We start from the raw sequence: 20,344 nt of genomic DNA on the forward strand, positions 1-20,344 counted from the left end.
CCAGCAGGCTGGCTCCCACAAGGGCGGTGGTGAAAACCTGGATTGCAGAAAGCACAAAGGGGAGCCGAAGCTCCCCTTTAATTTTCGTCGCACGTGCTCTTTTTTTATTATTGAGGGGCGGTCTGTTGTTGTTTTTAGTGACCGTGACCCTTTACCGCTGTTTTTGTCGATCCCCATCCGGGATCAAGAGCAAACGTATTTTTTTGAGCGCTGATCTACTTTTTCGCTGAGCGATCCAACCAGTTCGGGAGCTACCTGAAGGTAGTTTTATTGTTCTCTGCCCGGTTGCGGGTTACTCCGAAAAGCACCCTGAAAAGCACATCCTCTCCAAAAAAATCTGTTAGCTGCGTCTCTGCCGTGTTGTTTTTGTTATGTCAGAGTCGTTACGTCTTATTTTTATTGGGTTTGCCGCTTTTTTTGTTCTTGTTATGCAGTAGAGATAGCAGAAGCCGTGCCAACTTTAAAAAATCCTTACAAATCAACTATTTAACTTTTTGTGAGATTTTTCCTTCGGATGAAACCAGACAATTTGTTTCCGTGTTACTCGCTTGTGCCCCACGTTTCAGACACAGCGGTAACACCCGCACGCCTCACTGTGCGCTGCGAGCCTTGGCCACGCGCGAACCGGTCGGTCGCCCCAGCACGGAGCAAATCTGCTGGCCGGCCAAAATCAGAGCGTCCAGATCAATGCCGGTCTCAATACCGAGGCCGTTGAGCAGGTAAACCACGTCTTCGGTGGCGACGTTACCGCTGGCGCCCTTGGCGTAAGGGCAGCCGCCGAGGCCGGCGATGGAGCTGTCGAACACCGCGATACCTTCCAGCAGGCTGGCATAGATGTTGGCCATGGCCTGGCCATAAGTGTCGTGGAAGTGCCCGGCCAGTTTTTCACGCGGCACTTGGGCCGAAACCACCTCGAACATCTTGCGGGTCGCGCCGGCGGTGCCGGTGCCGATGGTGTCACCCAGGGAGACTTCATAGCAGCCCATCGCGTAAAGCTCGCGGGCGACGTGGGCGACTTGTTCGGGAGCGACGTTACCTTCGTAAGGACAGCCCAGCACGCAGGACACGTAGCCACGCACACTGACGCCGTGTTGCCTGGCCGCATCCATGATCGGCACGAAGCGCGCCAGGCTTTCGCTGATCGAGCAATTGATGTTGCGTTGCGAAAACGCTTCGGAGGCCGCGGCGAACACCGCGACTTCCTTGACCCCGGCCGCGATTGCATCCTCAAACCCGCGCAGGTTGGGGGCGAGTGCGCCATAGGTCACACCCGGTTTGCGCTGGATTTGCGCAAAGACGTCGGCGGAGCCGGCCATTTGCGGCACCCACTTGGGTGAAACGAAACTGCCGACTTCGATATAGCCAAGGCCCGCAGCGGTCAGCGCGTCGACCAGTTGCACCTTGTCCGCAACGCTGATGGGTTGGGCTTCGTTCTGCAGGCCATCACGGGGACCGACTTCGACCAAACGTACATAAGAGGGTAGGGACATGGGAATCGACCTGCTGTAATTGTCTGAATGTTCAGCGAATCCCGTAGGAGCGAAGCTTGCTCGCGAACGCGGTTATGTCATTCAACGTTGGTGTCGACTGATGTGGCGCTTTCGCGAGCAAGCTTCGCTCCTACAAGTATCCGGAATGTTTATTGAGCGGGTTGCTGGCTCTTGATCGTCTGCTCCAGCGCCTGGGTGCAGCGCTCCTGCGCGGTGTCCAGTTCCAGTTTCATCTGCTCGATGTCGAGCATCTGCTGCTCCAGCTGTTCGCGGCGCTCGGCGATCTTGCTCAGCATGGTTTGCAGCTGTTTCTGGTTGCCGCCGGTGGGGTCGTAAAGTTCGATCAGCTCGCGGCATTCAGCCAAGGAAAAGCCAATGCGCTTGCCCCGCAGGATCAGCTTCAGACTGACCTTGTCACGGGGCGTATACACGCGTTCCTGGCCACGGCGCTCCGGGCTGAGCAGGCCTTGCTCTTCATAGAAGCGAATGGCCCGGGTGGTGATGTCGAGCTCGCGGGCGAGGTCTGAAATGCTATAGGTCTGGCTGCTCATGGAAGCGCTCGAAGAAGGTCATGGCGCTAAGCTAATGGCAGGTTGACGTTTACGTCAAGGGGCGTGAATTGTTGGTGTCCTTGCTGGCCTCTTTGCGAGCAGGCTCGCTCCCACATTGGATCTGCAAGGAACACAACATCTGTGTGTGCAGAGATCCCTGTGGGAGCGAGGCTTGCCCGCGAACGATAACGCGGTCCAAAGCCTTACACCTTATCGAGCTTCTTCTCATGCGCCGTCACTTGCTGGCACAACTCGATCATCTGTTCGCGCATCCAGCGGTTGGCCGGGTCCTGGTCAGTGCTTTCGTGCCAGTAGAGGTGCGTTTCCACCGGCGGCACGTCGTTGACCGGCAGGTTCACCGAATACAGGTCATGACGACGGGCGAAGCGCTCCGGCACGGTCATGACCATGTCGGTCTGCTGCAACACCTGGGACGCCATCAGATAATGCTGGGAGCGCAGGGCAATCTTGCGCTGGATGCCCATTTTCCCCAGGGCCAGGTCGACGTGACCCAGACCGCTGCGGCGGCTGGAAATATGAATGTGCGTCAGCGACAGATAATCATCGAGGGTGAATTTCTCCTTGCCCGCCAGCGGATGGCCCTTGCGCATGGCGCAGACGTAGCGGTCTTCCATCAACTTGACGTGACGCACCTGCGGGTCAGTGTTGAGTGGCGCATCCACGGCGAAATCGAGACGCCCGGCCGCCAGTTCCTTGGTGGTCTCGCGGCGCTTGGACAGAAAGCTTTCGATGATCACCGTCGGCGCCAGGCGGCGCAGGCGCTGGAACAGCGGTGGCAGAATCACCGCTTCGGTCAGGTCGGTCATGCTGATGCGATACGTCTTGACCGCTTGCAGCGGGTTGAAAATCCGGCTTTCCTGCACCGACACCCGCAGCAGGGAGAGGGCGTTACGCACCGGTCCGATGATGTTTTGCGCCATCGGTGTCGGCACCATGCCTTGCGCCGTACGCACGAACAATGGGTCGTTGAAGGTCTCGCGCAGGCGGGCCAGAGCGTTCGAGACGGCTGGCTGAGTAATGCCGACAATCTGCCCGGCTCGGGTCAAATTGGCTTCGGTGTAGATCGCGTCGAAGACGATGAAAAGGTTGAGGTCGACCTTGCTCAGATTCATTGCGCTGCACTCTTATTGTTGGTTCTCAATCAGCCGATCATATATCGGTGATGAATGTTAATACACGCCGAGAATAGGCTAGGTAAATTATCAACGCTGTTCTAGCATCGATGCATGACCTAAAACAACCTCTGCCCAAGAAGGTAATTGCTCATGGATTTCGCTTATTCGCCCAAGGTTCAGGAACTGCGTGAGCGCGTGACCGCGTTCATGGACACTTACGTTTATCCCGCCGAAGCCGTGTTCGAGCGCCAGGTCGCCGAAGGCGATCGCTGGCAGCCGACCGCGATCATGGAAGAGCTCAAACTCAAGGCCAAGGCCGAAGGGTTGTGGAATCTGTTTCTGCCTGAGTCCGAACTCGGTGCCGGCCTGACCAACCTCGAATACGCGCCATTGGCGGAAATCATGGGCCGCTCGCTGCTCGGTCCTGAGCCCTTCAACTGCTCCGCACCGGATACCGGCAACATGGAAGTTCTGGTGCGTTACGCCAACGAAGAACAGAAACAACGCTGGCTCGAACCGCTGCTGCGCGGCGAGATCCGCTCCGCGTTCGCCATGACCGAACCGGACGTTGCTTCATCCGACGCCACCAACATGGCTGCCCGCGCTGTGCGTGACGGCGACGAGTGGGTGATCAACGGTAAAAAGTGGTGGACCTCAGGCGCCTGCGACCCGCGCTGCAAGATTCTGATCTTCATGGGCCTGAGCAATCCTGACGCGCCACGCCACGCCCAGCACTCGATGATCCTGGTGCCGGTGGATGCCCCGGGTGTGAAGATCGTTCGTCCGTTGCCGGTGTTCGGCTACGACGACGCGCCTCACGGTCACGCCGAAGTGCTGTTTGAAAACGTTCGCGTGCCGTATGAAAACGTCCTGCTGGGCGAGGGACGCGGCTTCGAAATCGCCCAGGGTCGCCTTGGCCCGGGTCGGATTCACCACTGCATGCGCTCGATCGGCATGGCCGAGCGTGCGCTGGAGTTGATGTGCAAACGTGCAGTGAGCCGCACCGCGTTCGGTAAACCGTTGGCACGCCTGGGCGGCAACATCGACAAGATCGCCGACTCGCGGATGGAAATCGACATGGCACGCCTGCTGACATTGAAAGCGGCGTACATGATGGACACCGTCGGTAACAAGGTGGCGAAGAGCGAGATCGCGCAGATCAAAGTCGTCGCGCCGAACGTGGCCCTGCGGGTGATCGATCGGGCCATCCAGATGCACGGCGGGGCAGGGGTTTCCAACGATTTCCCGCTGGCCTATATGTATGCGATGCAACGCACCCTGCGCCTGGCCGATGGCCCGGACGAAGTGCACCGCGCGGCAATCGGCAAGTTCGAGATCGGCAAGTACGTGTCGAAAGAGATGATGCGTAGCGGGCAGTAAAACAGCGTCATCGTTCTTCGCGGGCAAGCCTCGCTCCTACAGGGATCACTATTCTCTGCAGGAGCGAGGTTTGCCCGCGAAGACGTCGACCCATTCAACACAGCAACATCTGACTCAATAAACCCAAACCTCAACCCGCCGATTCTTGATCCGCCCCTCATCCGCGCTATTCGCCGCCACCGGCATTTCGGCGCCAAAGCCGCGAATCTCGCGAAACACCACGCCGCTTTTCACCAGTTCCCGCCGCACCGCCATGGCCCGCAGTTTCGATAACAGATCGGCACGCGCCGGATCGCTCTTGGCATCACCAAATCCCACCAGCGTCACCTGCCGATTGGTTTTATCGTGCTGCTTTATATAGTCGAGCACCCGCGACAAGTCTTGTCGGGCCTTGTTGTCCAGCGTCGCGCTGCCTTCCTCGAAACGGAAATTCACCGACAGCCGCTGGGCGTGGCGACTTAGCGCCTGATATCCCTCGGGCATCAGTGCATTCGGCGTAACCGTCATGGCCTGGACGGTCTGCGCGATAAAACCATTGGCTGCGACGATTTCCTGCCCTTTGCTGCTTTGCGCGAACGCCACCAGCGCTTGTGCCCAAGGATTTTTCCCGGTGGGCGGCAGGTAAAAGAACAGCCGCCGGGACAGCGGATAGTCTTCCGTGGCAATAAGGTTGTTGAGCGGCAGCATGGCCTGGGATTGGCCATCGGCAATCGCCACGGCTTTGGCCTGGCGCACGTAGGGCAAACCGATAAAACCGATGCCTTGCCGATCCAGACTGACGGCGTCGGACAATTGCTCGCTGGATTCGAAGCGTTTCGCGGCGCTGTTGAGCGTTTTCCCGCGGCGGCTGAGGACCAATTCCTTGAAGGTGTCGTAGGTGCCCGATTGGTCATCCCGCGCATACAGGTGAATTGTCCCGCCGCTGCCACCGAGCTCTTCCCAGGTTTTTGCCTCACCGCTGAAAATTCGCGCCAATTGGTCGGTGCTAAGCTGGTTCAGCGGATTTTGCGGATGGAGGATGATCGCCAGGCCATCGATGGCGATGACTTGTTCGGCGCCGGGGCTTTTGAAGTCGCCCAGGGTTTTGAGCTCGACTCGTTCGCTGTCCTTGATCGGGCGTGACGAGGCGGCGAGGTCGGCGGATGCTGTTTTGAGGGCGCTGAACCCGGTGCTGGAACCATGAGCCGCGACGTCCACTATCACCCGTCGTCCCTGAATCGTTTCGCCGACGATACGTTGTTCGTTGGCTTTGTCCGGGACTTCACTGCGGACCTTGAGCAAGCCTTGTTCGCGCATCAGTCCTTCGACCAGCGCCGGCCCCAACGCGGCGCCGATGGTGTTGGAACCCTGGATGCGCAGGACGGGGCTGTTTTCGGGCATCGGCAGATCGCCCGCTGAGGTGGTGAAGGGCAAACAGGCACACAGCATCAACAGGAACGATCTGCGCAGCGTCATGCCGGCACCTTGTTTGGCCAAAGGAAGTGCCGGGAGAATAAGTCAGTTAGATTTCTAAAAGATGACAGTCACTAGATGCGGGAGCGAGCCTGCTCGCGATGAGGGCTTAACAGTCAACACTTGTATTGAATGTAAGTCCGCTATCGCGAGCAGGCTCGCTCCCACAATTTGACCTGTGTGCAGCCTGGGGGAATCAGCTCAACTCAAGCCAGATCGGCGCATGATCCGATGGTTTTTCCATCCCACGCAGTTCGTAGTCCACTCCCGCATCCTTGACGCGCGGCAACAACCCATGGGACGCCATGATCAGGTCAATCCGCAGCCCGCGCTTGGGTTCGTCTTCAAAACCGCGGCTGCGGTAGTCGAACCAGCTGAAACGGTCGGCCACGTCCGGGTTCAAGTGACGGAAACTGTCGACCAGGCCCCAGTTCTTCAAGCGGGCCATCCACTCGCGTTCTTCCGGCAGAAAGCTGCATTTTCCGGTTTTCAGCCAGCGTTTCATGTTGTCCGGGCCGATGCCGATGTCGCAGTCTTCCGGAGAAATGTTCACGTCGCCCATCACCACCACCGGCTGTTCATTGCTGAACTGGCTTTCCAGCAACTGCTGCAGGTCGCCGTAGAAACGCTCCTTGGCCGGGAACTTGGTGGGGTGATCGCGGCTTTCGCCCTGTGGGAAATAGCCGTTCATGATGGTCACCGGCACGCCATTGGCGTCGGCGAACGTACCCCAGATGAAGCGTCGTTGGGCCTCTTCGTCGTCGGTGGCGAAGCCTTTATGCAGGGCAATCGGTTCTTTACGCGAGAGCAGGGCGACGCCGTAATGGCCTTTCTGCCCGTGGAAATACACGTGATAACCCAGCGCCTGTACCTCGGCCAGCGGGAACTGGTCGTCGTGAACCTTGGTTTCCTGCAGCCCGATCACGTCCGGCTGGTGCTTGTCGATCAGCGCCGCCAGCTGATGCGGGCGAGCGCGCAGCCCGTTGATGTTGAAGGAGACGATCTTCATGGTCGGCAGTCCTGGCAAAAGGGCGATGCTAGCTGACCTGTGGGAATCGGGCCAGTGTTGGGGTGAGGGGATTCACTGTGTTCTGTCAGATCTGTATTGGCAGTCAGGGCCTCATCGCGGGCAAGCCACGCTCCTGCAAGGTTTCGAGCGGACACAGATTTTGTGTACGCCACAGAACCTGTGGGCGCGTGGCTTGCCCGCGATGAGGCCCGTCCAGTCGATGAAGAGCCCGCCTTGGTCTATACCTGTGGGGGAACTGTATTGCCACCCAAAGGCTCGTACCAATAAGAGCGCCGCCATTTTGAGCAGCGCCCCGGGGAGATCTACCGTTATGCCCGAAACCTCGACCGCCATTGCCGATATCCACATGCTCGACAGCGGCTACGCCCACGAAGCGCGCTCCCTGCTTTACCACGCTTACCGGCACGAACCGACCTTCGGCTATTTGTTCGAGGCCGAACGTCCCGGCTATGAGCATCGTGTGCGAGCGACCGTGCGGGAACTGGTCAAACAACACTTTCTTCAGGATCTGCCGGCCATCGGCCTGCTGGTCAACGACCGCCTGATCGGCATCGCCCTGATCGCTCCACCGCAACGTCGATTGGGTATCACCGAAAGCTGGGCCTGGCGCCTGCGCATGGTGCTCAGCGCCGGTTTTCGTTGTACCCGTCGTTACCTCGATTACCACGCTGCCGTTGCCGCTTGTGTGCCGTCCGACTCGGTGCATGTCCTGCCGTTGCTGGGGATTCACCCGCAGTTCCAGGGCAAACACTTCGGCGAGCAACTGCTGCAAGCGGTGCATAACTGGTGTGCCGTGGATGAAACCTCCCAGGGTGTGATTCTGGACACTGGGAATCCTCGTTATCTGGAGTTCTATAAGCGTCAGGGCTACGAGGAAATCGGCGAGGTAGCGGTAGGACCGATCCGCGAACACGTATTTTTCCACGCCAATCCCCAGGTGTTACAAACAGCAACGGCATAAACGTAAACTTTCGGTAGAACTTTCACTGCATGCCAGGCTCTATCACGCTCCCAAGCTCGTGATAGCATCCGCGCCTATGAAGTTTCCAGGAAGAATTACCAGTGGCGTGCTGATGCTGTTCACCAGCTGCGCGGCACTGGCGCAAAGTGAATTGGATGTGCGGATCAAACCGTCCAACGATGAACTGAAAGCCAATATAGAGGGCTATATCGGCAGCCTCGGCGATCGTGACGAAGAAGCCTTGCTGCGCTTCAGTCGTGGCGCCGAGGAACAGGCGCGCAAGGCCGCCCAGGCGTTGGGGTATTACCAGCCGCAGATCGACAGCGACGTGAAGGGCGGCGAGACGCCGCGCCTGATCCTCAACATCGATCCTGGCGAGCCGGTGCATTTGCGCAATGTCACGATTCGCGTCGACGGCCCGGCGGCCTCGCTCAAATCCTTTCGTGTCCCCAAAAGCGCTGCGCTGAAAACCGGCGCGGTGCTGAACCATGGCCGTTATGAAGACGCCAAGAAACTGATCCAGAATCAGGCCTTGCGTTACGGTTTCTTCAGCGGCCACTTCACGCATCAGACGTTGTCGGTGGACCCACGCGCCGGTGTCGCCGACATCGACCTCGTCTATGACAGCGGCCCGCGTTATGCCCTGGGCAAGGTCAGTTTCGAGGGAGACACGCCGTTCGACGAAGACTTGTTGCGGCGCATGGTGCCGTTCAAGGAAGGCGCACCCTATGACTCTGAACTGATTGCCGAACTCAATCAGGCGATGCAATCGAGCGGCTATTTCGAAAGCGTGCGGGTGGACGCGGCGCCGACGGCGTCCAAGAACGATGTGATCCCGGTCGACGTCAAACTCGAAACCCGCAAACCACGGACCATGGGCCTGGGGCTGGGTTATTCCACCGACGTCGGCCCCCGGGTCAAGGCCAACTGGACCCGGCACTGGGTCAACCCGCAAGGGCACAGCTATGGCTGGGAGACCGAAATATCGGCGCCACGGCAGAACGTCGGGGTGTTCTACGACATCCCCCTGGACCCGCCGCTGACCGACAAATTGCGTTTTGCCGGCGGTTATCAAAACGAAGAAATCGCCGACAAGGACTCCCTGAGCAAACTCCTGACGGTTGGCCCCGAATGGCACAGCAAGTTGCCCAGTGGCTGGCAGCGCGTGGTGTCGCTCAAGTGGCAACGCGAGGAATACCGGCTCGGGGATGACTCCGGACTCAGTACCCTGCTGATGCCCGGCGTCAGTTATTCCTACCTGAAAAGCGACAACCGCATCGACCCGCACAATGGCTATCGCCTGGAATTCGAGAGCAAAGTGGCGAAGGAAGGCTTGGGGTCCGACAACAACCTGATCTACGGCACGGCGCTGGTCAAAGGCTTGACCACGGTCTTCGATAAACACCGTTTCCTCGGTCGGGTTCAGGTCGGCGGCAGCGCCACCAACGGCTACAAATCGATACCGCCGTCGTTGCGCTTTTTTGCCGGTGGCGATCAGAGCGTGCGCGGCTATGACTATCAAAGCCTGTCCCCGGAAAACTCTGACGGCGACCGCATCGGTGGCCGCTACATGATCACCGGCAGCGTCGAATATCAGTACTCTGTCGCCGAAAAATGGCGGGTCGCAACCTTCGTTGACCAGGGCAACTCCTTCAATACACTCGAACTGCCGAACCTCAAGACCGGCGTGGGCATCGGCGTGCGCTGGGTGTCCCCGGTGGGGCCGATTCGTCTCGACCTGGCCCACGCGATGGACGACGACGGCGGCATTCGACTGCACTTTTCCATGGGGCCCGAGCTGTGAAGCGTGGTTTGAAAATAACGCTGCTGGCGATTCCGGCGCTGCTGATGCTGGTCGTTCTGGCCGTGACCACGGTGCTGGGCACTGCGGCGGGCAGTCGCTGGGCGCTCGGCTGGGTGCCGGGCCTGACCGTGGAGAATTTCCAGGGCCGATTGGGCGGGCAGTGGAGTGCCGATCATCTGGTGTGGCAGCAGGACACCAGTCGGGTTGAGCTGAGCAAACCGATCTTCGCCTGGTCGCCGTTGTGCCTGATGCGCATGACCTTGTGCATCGAGCAATTGAAGGCCGATCAGGTCAGCCTGCAATTCCCGCCGGGCAACGAAGAAGACATCGGCGGGCCAATCACGCTCCCGGATCTGGATTTGCCCCTGGCGATCGAATTGGGTGATGTGCAAGTCGGCAGTCTGCTGTTCAACGGCAGCGAAGAACTCAAAGGCCTGCAGCTGGCCGCGCACTGGACGGTGCAAGGCTTGCAGATCGATTCGGTGAAGTTGCAGCGTGACGAACTCAGCCTGAATCTGTCCGGCCTGCTGCAACCCAGCGGCAACTGGCCGCTCAAGGCTGAAGGTACGTTGACCCTGCCGGCCCCCGAGCCTTGGAGCCTGGCGTTGAAGGTGGACGGCGACCTGCTGAAAACCCTGAACCTGAAAGCCGACAGCAGCGGTTACTTGAATGGCCAACTGACCGGCGAGCTGCAACCGTTGGTCGACAACCTTCCGGCCAAAGTACGGATCACCGCCGACGGCTTCAAACCCAGCGCCGACCTGCCGGACACCTTGCAACTCAATCAACTCGAGCTCACCGGTGACGGCGACCTGAAAAACGGTTACCAGTTGCTCGGCAAAGCCACGCTGCCCGCTGAAAAAGACCCGGTGGCGCTGGTGCTGCAAGGCAAGGTCGATGCCAGCGGCGCGCAGATTGCTGCCCTCGACCTGACGGCCAACGACAAGCAATCACTCAAGCTCACCGGCAACCTCGACTGGAGCAAAGGCCTGAGCGCCGACGCGAAGATCGACTGGCTGGATTTCCCGTGGCACCGTCTCTATCCGTTGATCGACGAGCCAGAAGTGGCGTTGCGCCGCTTCAACGGTGAAGTCTCCTACACCGATGGAAAATACATCGGTCACTTCAAATCGGCCCTCGATGGCCCGGCAGGTGCGTTCAGCCTCGAAAGCCCGTTCAGCGGCGACCTGACGAAAATCTATCTGCAACAGATTCAACTCGAAGCCGGGCAGGGCAAAGCCATCGGGCATCTGAACCTGCAGTTTGCCGATGGCATCGGCTGGGACACCGCGCTCGATCTGTCGGCGATCAACCCGGCGTATTGGGTCGCGGAGTTACCGGGTACGTTGGCCGGGCCGTTGCGTAGCAAAGGCGAGATGAAGAATGAAAAACTCAGCCTGGACGCCGACCTCGACCTCAAAGGCAAACTGCGCGGCCAACCGGCGGTGATCCAGGCCAAGGCCGACGGCGGCGGTGAACAATGGAACCTCAACGCGCTGCAAATCCGCCTCGGTGACAACAGCATCACCGGCAAGGGCAGTCTGCAACAGAAGCTCGCCGGGCAGATCGACATCAAGCTGCCACGTCTGGCCCAACTCTGGCCGCAACTGCGCGGACAGCTCAACGGGCGCATTGATGTCTCCGGCACGCTCAAGGCACCGCAAGGCAAGCTCGGGCTGCAAGGCACGCAGCTGGCTTTCGAAGACAATCGCCTGCAAAGCCTGAACCTGGACGCGACCCTCGATGGCGCGCAGCGGGCGAAAATCGACCTCAAAGGCAGCGGCATCCAGGCCGGCGACACCTCGCTGGGCACGCTGACCGCCAGCGGCCAGGGCGATATCAAGAACCAGAAACTCACCCTCGATCTGCAAGGTCCGAAACTGAAACTGGCGCTCGGGCTGGACGGTAATCTGGACAAGGGCAATTGGCGCGGACGCCTGGCCAGCGGAGATATCCAGGCCGGCGGTCAGGACTGGAAGCTGCAAGGCCCGGCGAAACTTGAACGGCTGGCGGACGGCAAGATCAACTTCGGCGCCCATTGCTGGATGTCCGGCCCCGCCAGTCTGTGTGGCGAAGACCAGCGCCTGATGCCGGAACCGAAGCTGCGTTATCACCTCAAGCAATTCCCGATCGAAAGCCTCGCGCAATGGTTGCCGAAAGATTTCGCCTGGAAGGGCCGGCTCAATGCCGACCTGCAACTGGACCTGCCGGCCAGCGGCCCAAACGGCCAGATCAGCGTCGATGCCAGCGGCGGTACGTTGCGCATCAAGGAAAAGGATCAGTGGCTGGACTTCCCGTACCAGACCCTGAAGCTCACCAGCAAACTCACGCCTAAACGCATCGACACCGACCTCAATTTCGTCGGCGGCAAGCTCGGCGAACTGAGGGTGCAGGCGCAGATCAATCCGCTGCTGAAAAACAAACCGCTCACCGGCTCGTTCCGTCTCAGTGGCCTGGATCTGTCGGTGGCGCGGCCATTTGTGCCAATGGTCGAGAAACTCACCGGGCGCTTGAACGGCAGTGGCACGCTGTCCGGCGATCTGCTGGCGCCGCAGGTGAACGGCAATCTGCTGCTCAGCGATGGCGAAGTGTCCGGGCCTGAATTGCCGATGGAGTTGCAGGGCTTGCAGCTTCAAGCGCAGATCGCCGGCGAAACGGTGCAGTTGAACGGCGGCTGGAAAAGCGGCAAGGCCGGGCAGGGCAGTCTCAACGGCCACATCGCCTGGGGCCAGGCGCTGGTGGTGGACCTGACGCTCAAGGGCTCACAGTTGCCCGTCACCGTCGAACCCTATGCCAAGCTCGAAGTGGCGCCGGACCTGAAGATCTCGATAAAAGACGAGCAACTGGCGATCGCCGGCAAAGTGCGGGTGCCCAAGGGTGAAATCACCGTGCGCGAGTTGCCGCCGTCGACGGTCAAGGTTTCCGATGACACGGTGATCGTCGGCCAGCAGACCGAAGAGGGCAAACCGCCGCTGGCCATGAAAATGGACATCGACGTGGTGGTGGGTGAGGACAAACTCAGCTTCGCCGGGTTTGGCCTGACCGCCAACCTGCAAGGGCATGTGCACATTGGCGACAACATGGACACCCGAGGCGAACTCTGGCTCAACGACGGGCGTTACCGGGCGTACGGACAGCGGCTGACGGTGCGCCGTGCGCGGCTGCTGTTCGCCGGCCCGATTGACCAGCCGTACCTGGACATCGAAGCCATTCGCCGGACCGACGACGTGATCGCCGGTATTCGCCTCAGCGGCAGCGCCGAGCAGCCGACCACGCAGATCTTCTCCGAGCCGGCCATGAGTCAGGAGCAGGCGTTGTCCTATCTGGTGCTGGGGCGTCCGCTAAGCACCAACGGTGAAGACAACAACATGCTGGCCCAGGCTGCGCTCGGGTTGGGGTTGATGGGCAGTTCGGGAGTGACCGGCAAACTGGCCAACGACCTGGGGATTCAGGATTTCCAGCTCGACACCCAGGGCAGCGGCAATACCACCAGCGTCGTGGCCAGCGGCAATATCTCCGAGAAGCTCAGTCTGCGCTATGGCGTGGGTGTGTTCGAGCCGGCCAACACCATTGCCTTGCGCTACAAACTGAGCAAAAAGGTCTACCTCGAAGCCGCCGGCGGCGTGGCCAGTTCGCTGGACATCTTCTACAAGCGGGATTTCTAAAACCCCGTCTTCTCCCAAACCGAGTCGCTGCCATCGCGAGCAGGCTCGCTCCCACAGAGATCACACCGAACTCTGTGGGAGCGAGCCTGCTCGCGATGGGCGTGCTGCGGTCATCGATCCGAAGCAATTTTTTTCGTAAGCCATTTATCGACTAAATAGAAAGCTTCCTAACTATTACGTTGACATTCGCTGCCTAGGCAGTAACATCTCGTCATACATTCTCTGCCTAGGCAGCTAATTGGTGGCCAGATGAAACACTTCACCCCAGACGAATTCCACACGTGCCATCTCGGCCTCCTGCTCGGGCGCGCTGCGCTGCTCAAGGACCGGATCATCGACACGCACATGGAGCCCCACGGCATCACCGCCGCGCAGTTCAAAGTGCTGATCATCATGGCCCAGTTCGGCGTCGATACCCCGGCCGAGCTGTGCCGTCACCTGTCGCTGGACAGCGGTTCGATGACTCGCATGCTCGATCGTCTGGAACAGAAAGGTTTCCTCGCCCGCCAACGTTCCGAAGCAGATCGCCGTCAGGTGCAACTGGTGCTCACCGAGCAAGGCCAGCAATTGACCGACCGTCTGCCGGAGATCGGCGCCGACGCCATGAATGAACTGGCCGGCGCGATCACCCCGGATGAGCTGAAAACCCTGGAGCAGATCCTCAAGAAAATCCTTGTGGCAGCCGGTGACTCGATCACCTTGCTGCGGGTAGGTGACAAATGAGCAGTAAAACGCTGCGTGCCGGCCTGAGCCTGGTGCTGGCGGCCATGACCCTGGCCGGTTGCGCCAGTTACAGCGGCCTGAACACCGAAGGCGTCAGCCTTGATGCGAAAAACCTCAAGGCCGGGCAATCCCTCAGCGGCGTGACTCTGTCGCCCGCGGCCTGGCCGAAAAGCGATTGGTGGAAAAGCCTCGGTGACCCGCAACTCGATGGCCTGATCCGCGAAGCCCTGCACGACAGCCCCGACATGCAGATCGCCGACGCCCGCGCCCACCAGGCCAGCGCCGCCGCGTATGCCGCCGATGCCGCGCGGATGCCGACCCTCGATGCCAGCGCCGGAGTCAGCCGTTCGCGCCTGGCACGAGATCAAGACCCGAGCGGGCAGGGCGGTACGTATTCCACCGTGCGCAACATCGGCGCCAGTTTCAATTACAACTTCGACCTCTGGGGCGGTCAGCGGGATGCCTGGGAAGCTGCATTGGGCGAGGCCCGTGCGGCGGAAGTCGATCAGCAGGCCGCGCAGCTGACCTTGTCCGCCGACGTCGCCCGAGCCTATAGCGACCTGGGGCAGGCGCACATCGTCTATGACCTGGCCAATGAAGACCTCAAGCGCACCAAACAAATGCTTGAACTGAGCCAGCGCCGCCTGAGCTCGGGGATCGACAGCCAATACCAGTTCCAGCAAACCGAAAGCCTGGAAGCCAGCTCCGAAGCGAGCCTGATCGACGCCGAAAAACGCCTGCAAAGCGCAAAAATCGCCTTGGCCGTGCTGCTCGGCAAAGGCCCGGATCGCGGCAATGAAATCGCCCGGCCGAAGATCCTGCAAGCCAGCGCCGTGGCGTTGCCGTCGGTGTTGCCGGCCGAGCTGCTCGGTCGTCGTCCAGACCTGGTCGCCGCGCGCTGGCGGGTCGAGGCCGCGAGCAAGAACATCGCCGCCGGCAAGACCCAGTTCTACCCCAACCTCAACCTGAGCGCCGCGGCCGGTGCCGAGTCGTTGCTGGGGGATGCGATGTTTGGTTCGGCCAGCCGTTTCTTTAACGTTGCGCCGACTGTCTCCGTGCCGATTTTCGACGGCGGCCGCTTGCGTGCCGACCTCGATTCCCGCGACGCCGATTACGACCTCGCGGTGGCGCAGTACAACAAAAGCCTGGTGAAAGCCTTGGGTGATGTCAGTGACACCATCAACCAGTTGCGCGACATCGGCCGGCAGATCGGGGCGCAGCAACACGCCACCGACATTGCCCAGGATTCTTACAACACCGTGGTCCAGCGGTACGGTTCCGGCATCGGAAACTACCTGGACGTGCTCAGCATTGAGCAGCAATTGCTCCAGGCCCAGCGCCAGCTGGCCAACCTGAATGCCGAGCAGATCGACCTGTCGATCCAACTGATGCAGGCGCTGGGCGGCGGCTTCCAGGGCGAAACCCTGACCGCAGCCAACGCACTCCCAGCCACGCAGCACAATTAATTCAAGGTATTGGTCATGGCCACTGCAGAACACACACAAACCCCTGACAACGCTCCTGACACCAGCAACCCGCGCAAACGCAAAGTCATGCTGGTGGTGCTCGCGATCGTGGTGATCCTCGCCGGTGTCGCCGTCTGGGGATATCACGAATTCTACGGGCGCTGGAACGAAAGCACCGACGACGCCTATGTGAACGGTAACGTGGTGGAAATCACCCCGCTGGTCACCGGCACCGTGGTCAGTATCGGCGCGGATGATGGCGACCTGGTCCATGAAGGCCAGGTGCTGATCAATTTCGACCCGAACGACGCCCAGGTCGGTCTGCAAAGTGCACAGGCCAACCTGGCCCGCACCGTGCGTCAGGTGCGCGGTTTGTACAGCAACGTCGACGGCATGAAAGCCCAGGTCAACGCCCAGCAGGCGGAAGTGCAGAAGGCTCAGGACAACTTCAATCGCCGGAAAAACCTCGCCGCTGGCGGGGCGATTTCCCAGGAAGAGCTGTCCCACGCTCGCGACGACCTGACCTCGGCGCAAAACGCCTTGGCCAACGCCAGACAGCAACTGAAAACCACCAGCGCCTTGGTGGATGACACCGTGGTCTCGTCGCACCCGGACGTGATGGCGGCGGCCGCGCAATTGCGTCAGGCCTACTTGAACAATTCCCGCAGCACCTTGATCGCGCCGGTCACCGGGTACGTGGCCAAACGCTCGGTACAACTGGGCCAGCGCGTCCAGCCGGGCACGGCGCTGATGGCGGTCATTCCGCTGGATCAGCTGTGGATCGACGCCAACTTCAAGGAAACCCAGCTGCGTGACATGCGCATCGGGCAACCGGTGGATATCGAAGCTGACCTCTACGGCAGCGACGTGAAGTTCAGCGGCACCATCGACAGCCTCGGCGCCGGTACTGGCAGTGCATTTGCCCTGCTGCCGGCGCAGAACGCCACTGGTAACTGGATCAAGATCGTGCAGCGGGTGCCGGTGCGGATTCACATCAACGCCGAAGAACTGGCCAAGCATCCATTGCGGGTCGGCCTGTCGACTCAGGTCGATGTGAACCTGCGCGATCAGAGCGGCCCGGTGCTGGCGCAACAGCCGCCGCAAAAGGCGTCCTTCAGCACCAACGTCTACGACCGTCAGTTGGCCGAGGCCGACGCGATGATCACTCAGTTGATCCACGACAACAACGCGGCGGCCAGTAAAACCGTCCAGCGCTGATACCTCCCCTGTGGGAGCGAGCTTTTGTGGCGAGGGAGCAAGCTCCCTCGCCACAAAAGCTCGCACCCACAGGGTCAGCGGCGCCCTTTGAAAGGCGCCGCGCCTGCCCAGCTTCAAGGGATTCACGATGAGCAATAACGCGTCTTTCACGCCGCCCAGCCTGCTGCTCAGCACCATCGGCCTGTCGCTGGCGACTTTCATGCAGGTGCTCGACACCACCATCGCCAACGTGGCGCTGCCGACGATTTCCGGCAACCTGGGCGTGAGTTCGGAGCAGGGCACCTGGGTGATCACTTCGTTTGCGGTGAGCAATGCGATTGCGCTGCCGCTGACCGGCTGGCTCAGCCGCCGGTTCGGTGAGGTGAAGCTGTTTCTCTGGGCGACCATTTTGTTTGTGCTGGCCTCGTTTCTCTGCGGTATCTCGACCTCGATGCCAGAGCTGATTGGCTTCCGGGTGTTGCAAGGCCTGGTCGCCGGTCCGTTGTACCCGATGACCCAGACGCTGCTGATCGCGGTCTATCCGCCGGCCAGGCGCGGCATGGCCCTGGCATTGCTGGCGATGGTCACGGTGGTGGCGCCGATTGCCGGTCCCATCCTCGGCGGGTGGATTACCGACAGTTACAGCTGGCCGTGGATCTTCTTTATCAACGTGCCGATTGGCATTTTCGCGGTGATGGTGGTGCGCCAGCAACTCAAGGCGCGTCCGGTGGAAACCAGCCGCCAGCCGATGGACTACGTCGGGCTGATCACCTTGATCATCGGCGTCGGGGCGTTGCAGGTGATCCTCGACAAGGGCAATGATCTGGACTGGTTCGAGTCGAACTTCATTCTCATCGGCGCGGCGATTTCAGTGGTTGCACTGGCGGTGTTCGTGATCTGGGAAATGACCGACAAGCACCCGGTGGTCAATCTGCGGCTGTTTGCGTATCGCAACTTCCGAATCGGCACCATCGTGTTGGTGCTGGGTTACGCCGGGTTCTTTGGCATTAACCTGATCCTGCCGCAATGGCTGCAAACCCAGATGGGTTACACGGCAACGTGGGCGGGGCTGGCGGTGGCGCCAATCGGGATTCTGCCGGTGTTGATGTCACCGTTTGTCGGCAAGTACGCGCACAAGTTCGACCTGCGGCTGCTGGCCGGACTGGCGTTCCTGGCGATTGGCCTGAGCTGCTTCATGCGCGCCGGGTTTACCAACGAAGTGGACTTCCAGCACATCGCGCTGGTGCAATTGTTCATGGGCATTGGCGTGGCGCTGTTCTTCATGCCGACCTTGAGCATTCTGATGTCCGACTTGCCACCGAGCCAGATCGCCGATGGCGCGGGCCTGGCAACGTTCCTGCGGACCTTGGGCGGCAGTTTTGCGGCGTCGCTGACCACGTGGATCTGGATTCGTCGGGCGGATCAGCATCATGCCTATATGAGCGAAAGCATCAGCACTTATGAGCCCGCGACCCGCGAGGCACTGAATGCGCTGGGCGGGCCGAGCAACCCTGCGTATGCGCAGCTGGATCATGTGCTGACCAGTCAGGCGTACATGCTCTCCACCGTGGATTACTTCACGTTGCTGGGTTGGGCATTCATGGGCTTGATCGTGATTGTGTGGCTGGCGAAACCGCCGTTTGCGGCGAAAGCGGGGCCGGCGGCCTCCGGCCACTAAGCCAAACATATTCCCCTGTGGGAGCGAGCCTGCTCGCGATGGCGGTGGGTCAGTCAATAAAAGTGTTGAATGTGAATCCGCCATCGCGAGCAGGCTCGCTCCCACAGGGTATGGTCGGTGACACAGAGTTTGCGTCTCATGAAGATCAAAAATGTGGGAGCGAGCCTGCTCGCGATAGCGTCCTGTCAGTCAACATCTATCTCAACTGACACACCGCCATCGCGAGCAGGCTCGCTCCCACAGGGTATTGTCGGCGACACAGGATTTGCGTCTCATGAAGATCAAAAATGTAGGAGTGAGCCTGCTCGCGATAGCGTCCTCTCAGTCAACATCTATCTCAGCTGACACACCGCCTTCGCGAGCAGGCTCGCTCCCACAATGGGGTCTGTGGTGGCCTTTTAGTTCGTGGGGGCTGCGAGTTGTGGCGGCGGGGCGAAGTTGAAGGGGGCGAGGGCAAACCCTTGCTCATCCACTTGCAACGCCCAGCCCTGACGGTCCCAATCCCCCAGCACAATGCGCTTGGCCGCTTGCTCGCCAATCTGCAACTTGTGGATGGCCGGGCGATGGGTGTGCCCATGGATCAAGGTTTTTACGCCAAATTCCTGCATGATCCGCGGCACTTCGTCCGGCGTGACATCGACGATGTCATTGGCCTTCATCCGCGTCTGCGCCCGGCTTTCACTGCGCAGTTTGCGCGCCAGTTTATGCCGCGTGCGCAACGGCAGGTGCCGCAGGATGAACAGGGTGATCGGGTTGCGCAGGTAGCGACGCAGCTTCATATAAGCTTCGTCGCGGGTGCAGAGGCTGTCGCCGTGCATCAAAAGCACCGGCTCGCCGTTGAACTGCACGACACTCGGGTCCTTCAGCAACGTGCAGCCGGCCTGTTTGCAGAAGGCCTGGCCGAGCATGAAGTCGCGATTGCCGTGCATCAGAAATATGGCCGTGCCGCTGTCGCTAAGGGTGCGCAGGGCCTGGCAGATGGAACGCTGGAACGGCGTCATGGCATCGTCGCCAATCCACGCCTCGAAAAAGTCGCCCAGAATGTACAACGCACTCGCCGAGCGGGCGCGTCCGGCGAGCAAATCCAGAAACGCCCGGGTGATGTCCGGGCGCTCCTCTTCCAGATGCAAGTCTGAAATCAGCAGTATCACGCTTCGATGATCTCGGCTTTCTCGATGATCACGTCTTCTGCTGGCACGTCCTGGTGGCCGGATTTCATGGTGGTGGAAACACCTTTGATCTTGTCGACAACGTCGGTGCCTTCAACGACTTTGGCGAATACCGCGTAGCCCCAGCCCTGAGTGGTCTTGGCGCTGTGGTTCAGGAAGCTGTTGTCAGCCACGTTGATGAAGAACTGGGCGGATGCCGAATGCGGCTCCATGGTGCGGGCCATGGCGACGGTGTACTTGTCGTTCGGCAGGCCGTTGTCGGCTTCGTTCTGGATGCTTGGGCGCTTGTCTTTCTTTTCTTTCATGCCTGGCTCGAAACCGCCGCCCTGGATCATGAAGTTACCGATGACGCGGTGGAAAACGGTATTTTCGTAGTGACCGGCTTTGACGTACTCGATGAAGTTGGCAACGGTCAGCGGTGCCTTTTCAGCGTTCAGTTCCAGGACGATGTCGCCATGGTTGGTGGTCAGTTTGATTTTGGTCATGATTACTACTCATTCAATGAATTCGTGGGTTTCGGGGCATTTAAGCCCTCAACCGGTCCGGCCAATGTCGGCCAAGGTGCGCAGTTTAGCGTGCCGGGCGCGAATTTCGAGGCTGTTTTTCATTTGCATCCGATTAAATGCAGCCGTTTTCGGGCCT

The 20,344-nt window shown here is 60.1% G+C and carries 15 protein-coding genes; 8 read left to right on the forward strand and 7 right to left on the reverse strand.

What is annotated here, in order from left to right; genetic code table 11:
* Positions 1 to 590 precede the first annotated feature (590 nt).
* The 3 genes from AC1ROI_RS03930 to AC1ROI_RS03940 form a co-directional block, all read right to left on the reverse strand.
* A complete protein-coding gene (locus AC1ROI_RS03930) occupies positions 591 to 1,490 on the reverse strand; it encodes a hydroxymethylglutaryl-CoA lyase (RefSeq protein ID WP_077749761.1) in 900 nt (299 codons plus the stop codon).
* A 149-nt stretch (positions 1,491 to 1,639) separates the two neighbouring features.
* On the reverse strand, positions 1,640 to 2,041 hold the full coding sequence (locus AC1ROI_RS03935) for a MerR family transcriptional regulator (RefSeq protein WP_010458788.1): 402 nt from the start codon (positions 2,039 to 2,041) through the stop codon (positions 1,640 to 1,642).
* Positions 2,042 to 2,244: 203 nt separating this feature from the next.
* Positions 2,245 to 3,174 carry a LysR family transcriptional regulator gene (locus AC1ROI_RS03940; RefSeq protein ID WP_008148497.1) on the reverse strand — a complete coding sequence of 310 codons (930 nt, stop codon included), beginning with the start codon at positions 3,172 to 3,174 and terminating at the stop codon, positions 2,245 to 2,247.
* A 153-nt stretch (positions 3,175 to 3,327) separates the two neighbouring features.
* Here AC1ROI_RS03940 and AC1ROI_RS03945 point away from each other — a divergent pair, with 153 nt between their 5' ends.
* Positions 3,328 to 4,557 (forward strand): acyl-CoA dehydrogenase, encoded by a 1,230-nt coding sequence (locus tag AC1ROI_RS03945; protein WP_102595260.1) that lies wholly within the window; start codon positions 3,328 to 3,330, stop codon positions 4,555 to 4,557.
* Positions 4,558 to 4,671: 114 nt separating this feature from the next.
* On the opposite strand, the gene AC1ROI_RS03950 is transcribed toward AC1ROI_RS03945, so the two are convergent.
* Together AC1ROI_RS03950 and xthA are read right to left on the reverse strand one after the other, a co-directional pair.
* On the reverse strand, positions 4,672 to 6,012 hold the full coding sequence (locus AC1ROI_RS03950; RefSeq protein WP_102595261.1) for a substrate-binding domain-containing protein: 1,341 nt from the start codon (positions 6,010 to 6,012) through the stop codon (positions 4,672 to 4,674).
* 193 nt (positions 6,013 to 6,205) lie between these two features.
* On the reverse strand, positions 6,206 to 7,018 hold the full coding sequence (xthA, locus tag AC1ROI_RS03955) for an exodeoxyribonuclease III (protein ID WP_010458795.1): 813 nt from the start codon (positions 7,016 to 7,018) through the stop codon (positions 6,206 to 6,208).
* A 331-nt stretch (positions 7,019 to 7,349) separates the two neighbouring features.
* Here xthA and AC1ROI_RS03960 point away from each other — a divergent pair, with 331 nt between their 5' ends.
* The 7 genes from AC1ROI_RS03960 (at position 7,350) to AC1ROI_RS03990 (ending at position 18,533) form a co-directional block, all read left to right on the forward strand.
* On the forward strand, positions 7,350 to 8,000 hold the full coding sequence (locus AC1ROI_RS03960) for a GNAT family N-acetyltransferase (protein WP_010458800.1): 651 nt from the start codon (positions 7,350 to 7,352) through the stop codon (positions 7,998 to 8,000).
* A gap of 76 nt (positions 8,001 to 8,076) precedes the next feature.
* A complete protein-coding gene (locus tag AC1ROI_RS03965) occupies positions 8,077 to 9,804 on the forward strand; it encodes an autotransporter assembly complex protein TamA (RefSeq protein ID WP_102595262.1) in 1,728 nt (575 codons plus the stop codon).
* On the forward strand, positions 9,801 to 13,469 hold the full coding sequence (locus AC1ROI_RS03970; RefSeq protein WP_102595263.1) for a translocation/assembly module TamB domain-containing protein: 3,669 nt from the start codon (positions 9,801 to 9,803) through the stop codon (positions 13,467 to 13,469). Before AC1ROI_RS03965 ends, AC1ROI_RS03970 begins: the two co-directional genes overlap by 4 nt.
* A gap of 249 nt (positions 13,470 to 13,718) precedes the next feature.
* Positions 13,719 to 14,192 carry a MarR family winged helix-turn-helix transcriptional regulator gene (locus tag AC1ROI_RS03975; protein WP_010458806.1) on the forward strand — a complete coding sequence of 158 codons (474 nt, stop codon included), beginning with the start codon at positions 13,719 to 13,721 and terminating at the stop codon, positions 14,190 to 14,192.
* The gene (locus tag AC1ROI_RS03980; protein ID WP_083377177.1) at positions 14,189 to 15,658 is read left to right on the forward strand and encodes an efflux transporter outer membrane subunit; all 1,470 of its coding nucleotides are present in this window, start codon (positions 14,189 to 14,191) and stop codon (positions 15,656 to 15,658) included. Before AC1ROI_RS03975 ends, AC1ROI_RS03980 begins: the two co-directional genes overlap by 4 nt.
* Positions 15,659 to 15,673: 15 nt before the next feature.
* On the forward strand, positions 15,674 to 16,876 hold the full coding sequence (locus AC1ROI_RS03985) for an HlyD family secretion protein (RefSeq protein WP_102595264.1): 1,203 nt from the start codon (positions 15,674 to 15,676) through the stop codon (positions 16,874 to 16,876).
* A gap of 127 nt (positions 16,877 to 17,003) precedes the next feature.
* Entirely contained in the window at positions 17,004 to 18,533 is a 1,530-nt protein-coding gene (locus AC1ROI_RS03990; RefSeq protein ID WP_077749769.1) for a DHA2 family efflux MFS transporter permease subunit, read from the forward strand.
* 398 nt (positions 18,534 to 18,931) lie between these two features.
* On the opposite strand, the gene lpxH is transcribed toward AC1ROI_RS03990, so the two are convergent.
* Positions 18,932 to 19,684 carry a UDP-2,3-diacylglucosamine diphosphatase gene (gene lpxH, locus AC1ROI_RS03995; protein ID WP_102595561.1) on the reverse strand — a complete coding sequence of 251 codons (753 nt, stop codon included), beginning with the start codon at positions 19,682 to 19,684 and terminating at the stop codon, positions 18,932 to 18,934.
* The gene (locus AC1ROI_RS04000; protein WP_010458815.1) at positions 19,681 to 20,187 is read right to left on the reverse strand and encodes a peptidylprolyl isomerase; all 507 of its coding nucleotides are present in this window, start codon (positions 20,185 to 20,187) and stop codon (positions 19,681 to 19,683) included. Before AC1ROI_RS04000 ends, lpxH begins: the two co-directional genes overlap by 4 nt.
* Positions 20,188 to 20,344: the final 157 nt, after the last annotated feature.

Source organism: Pseudomonas sp. GW823-FHT02C02 (assembly GCF_058797635.1).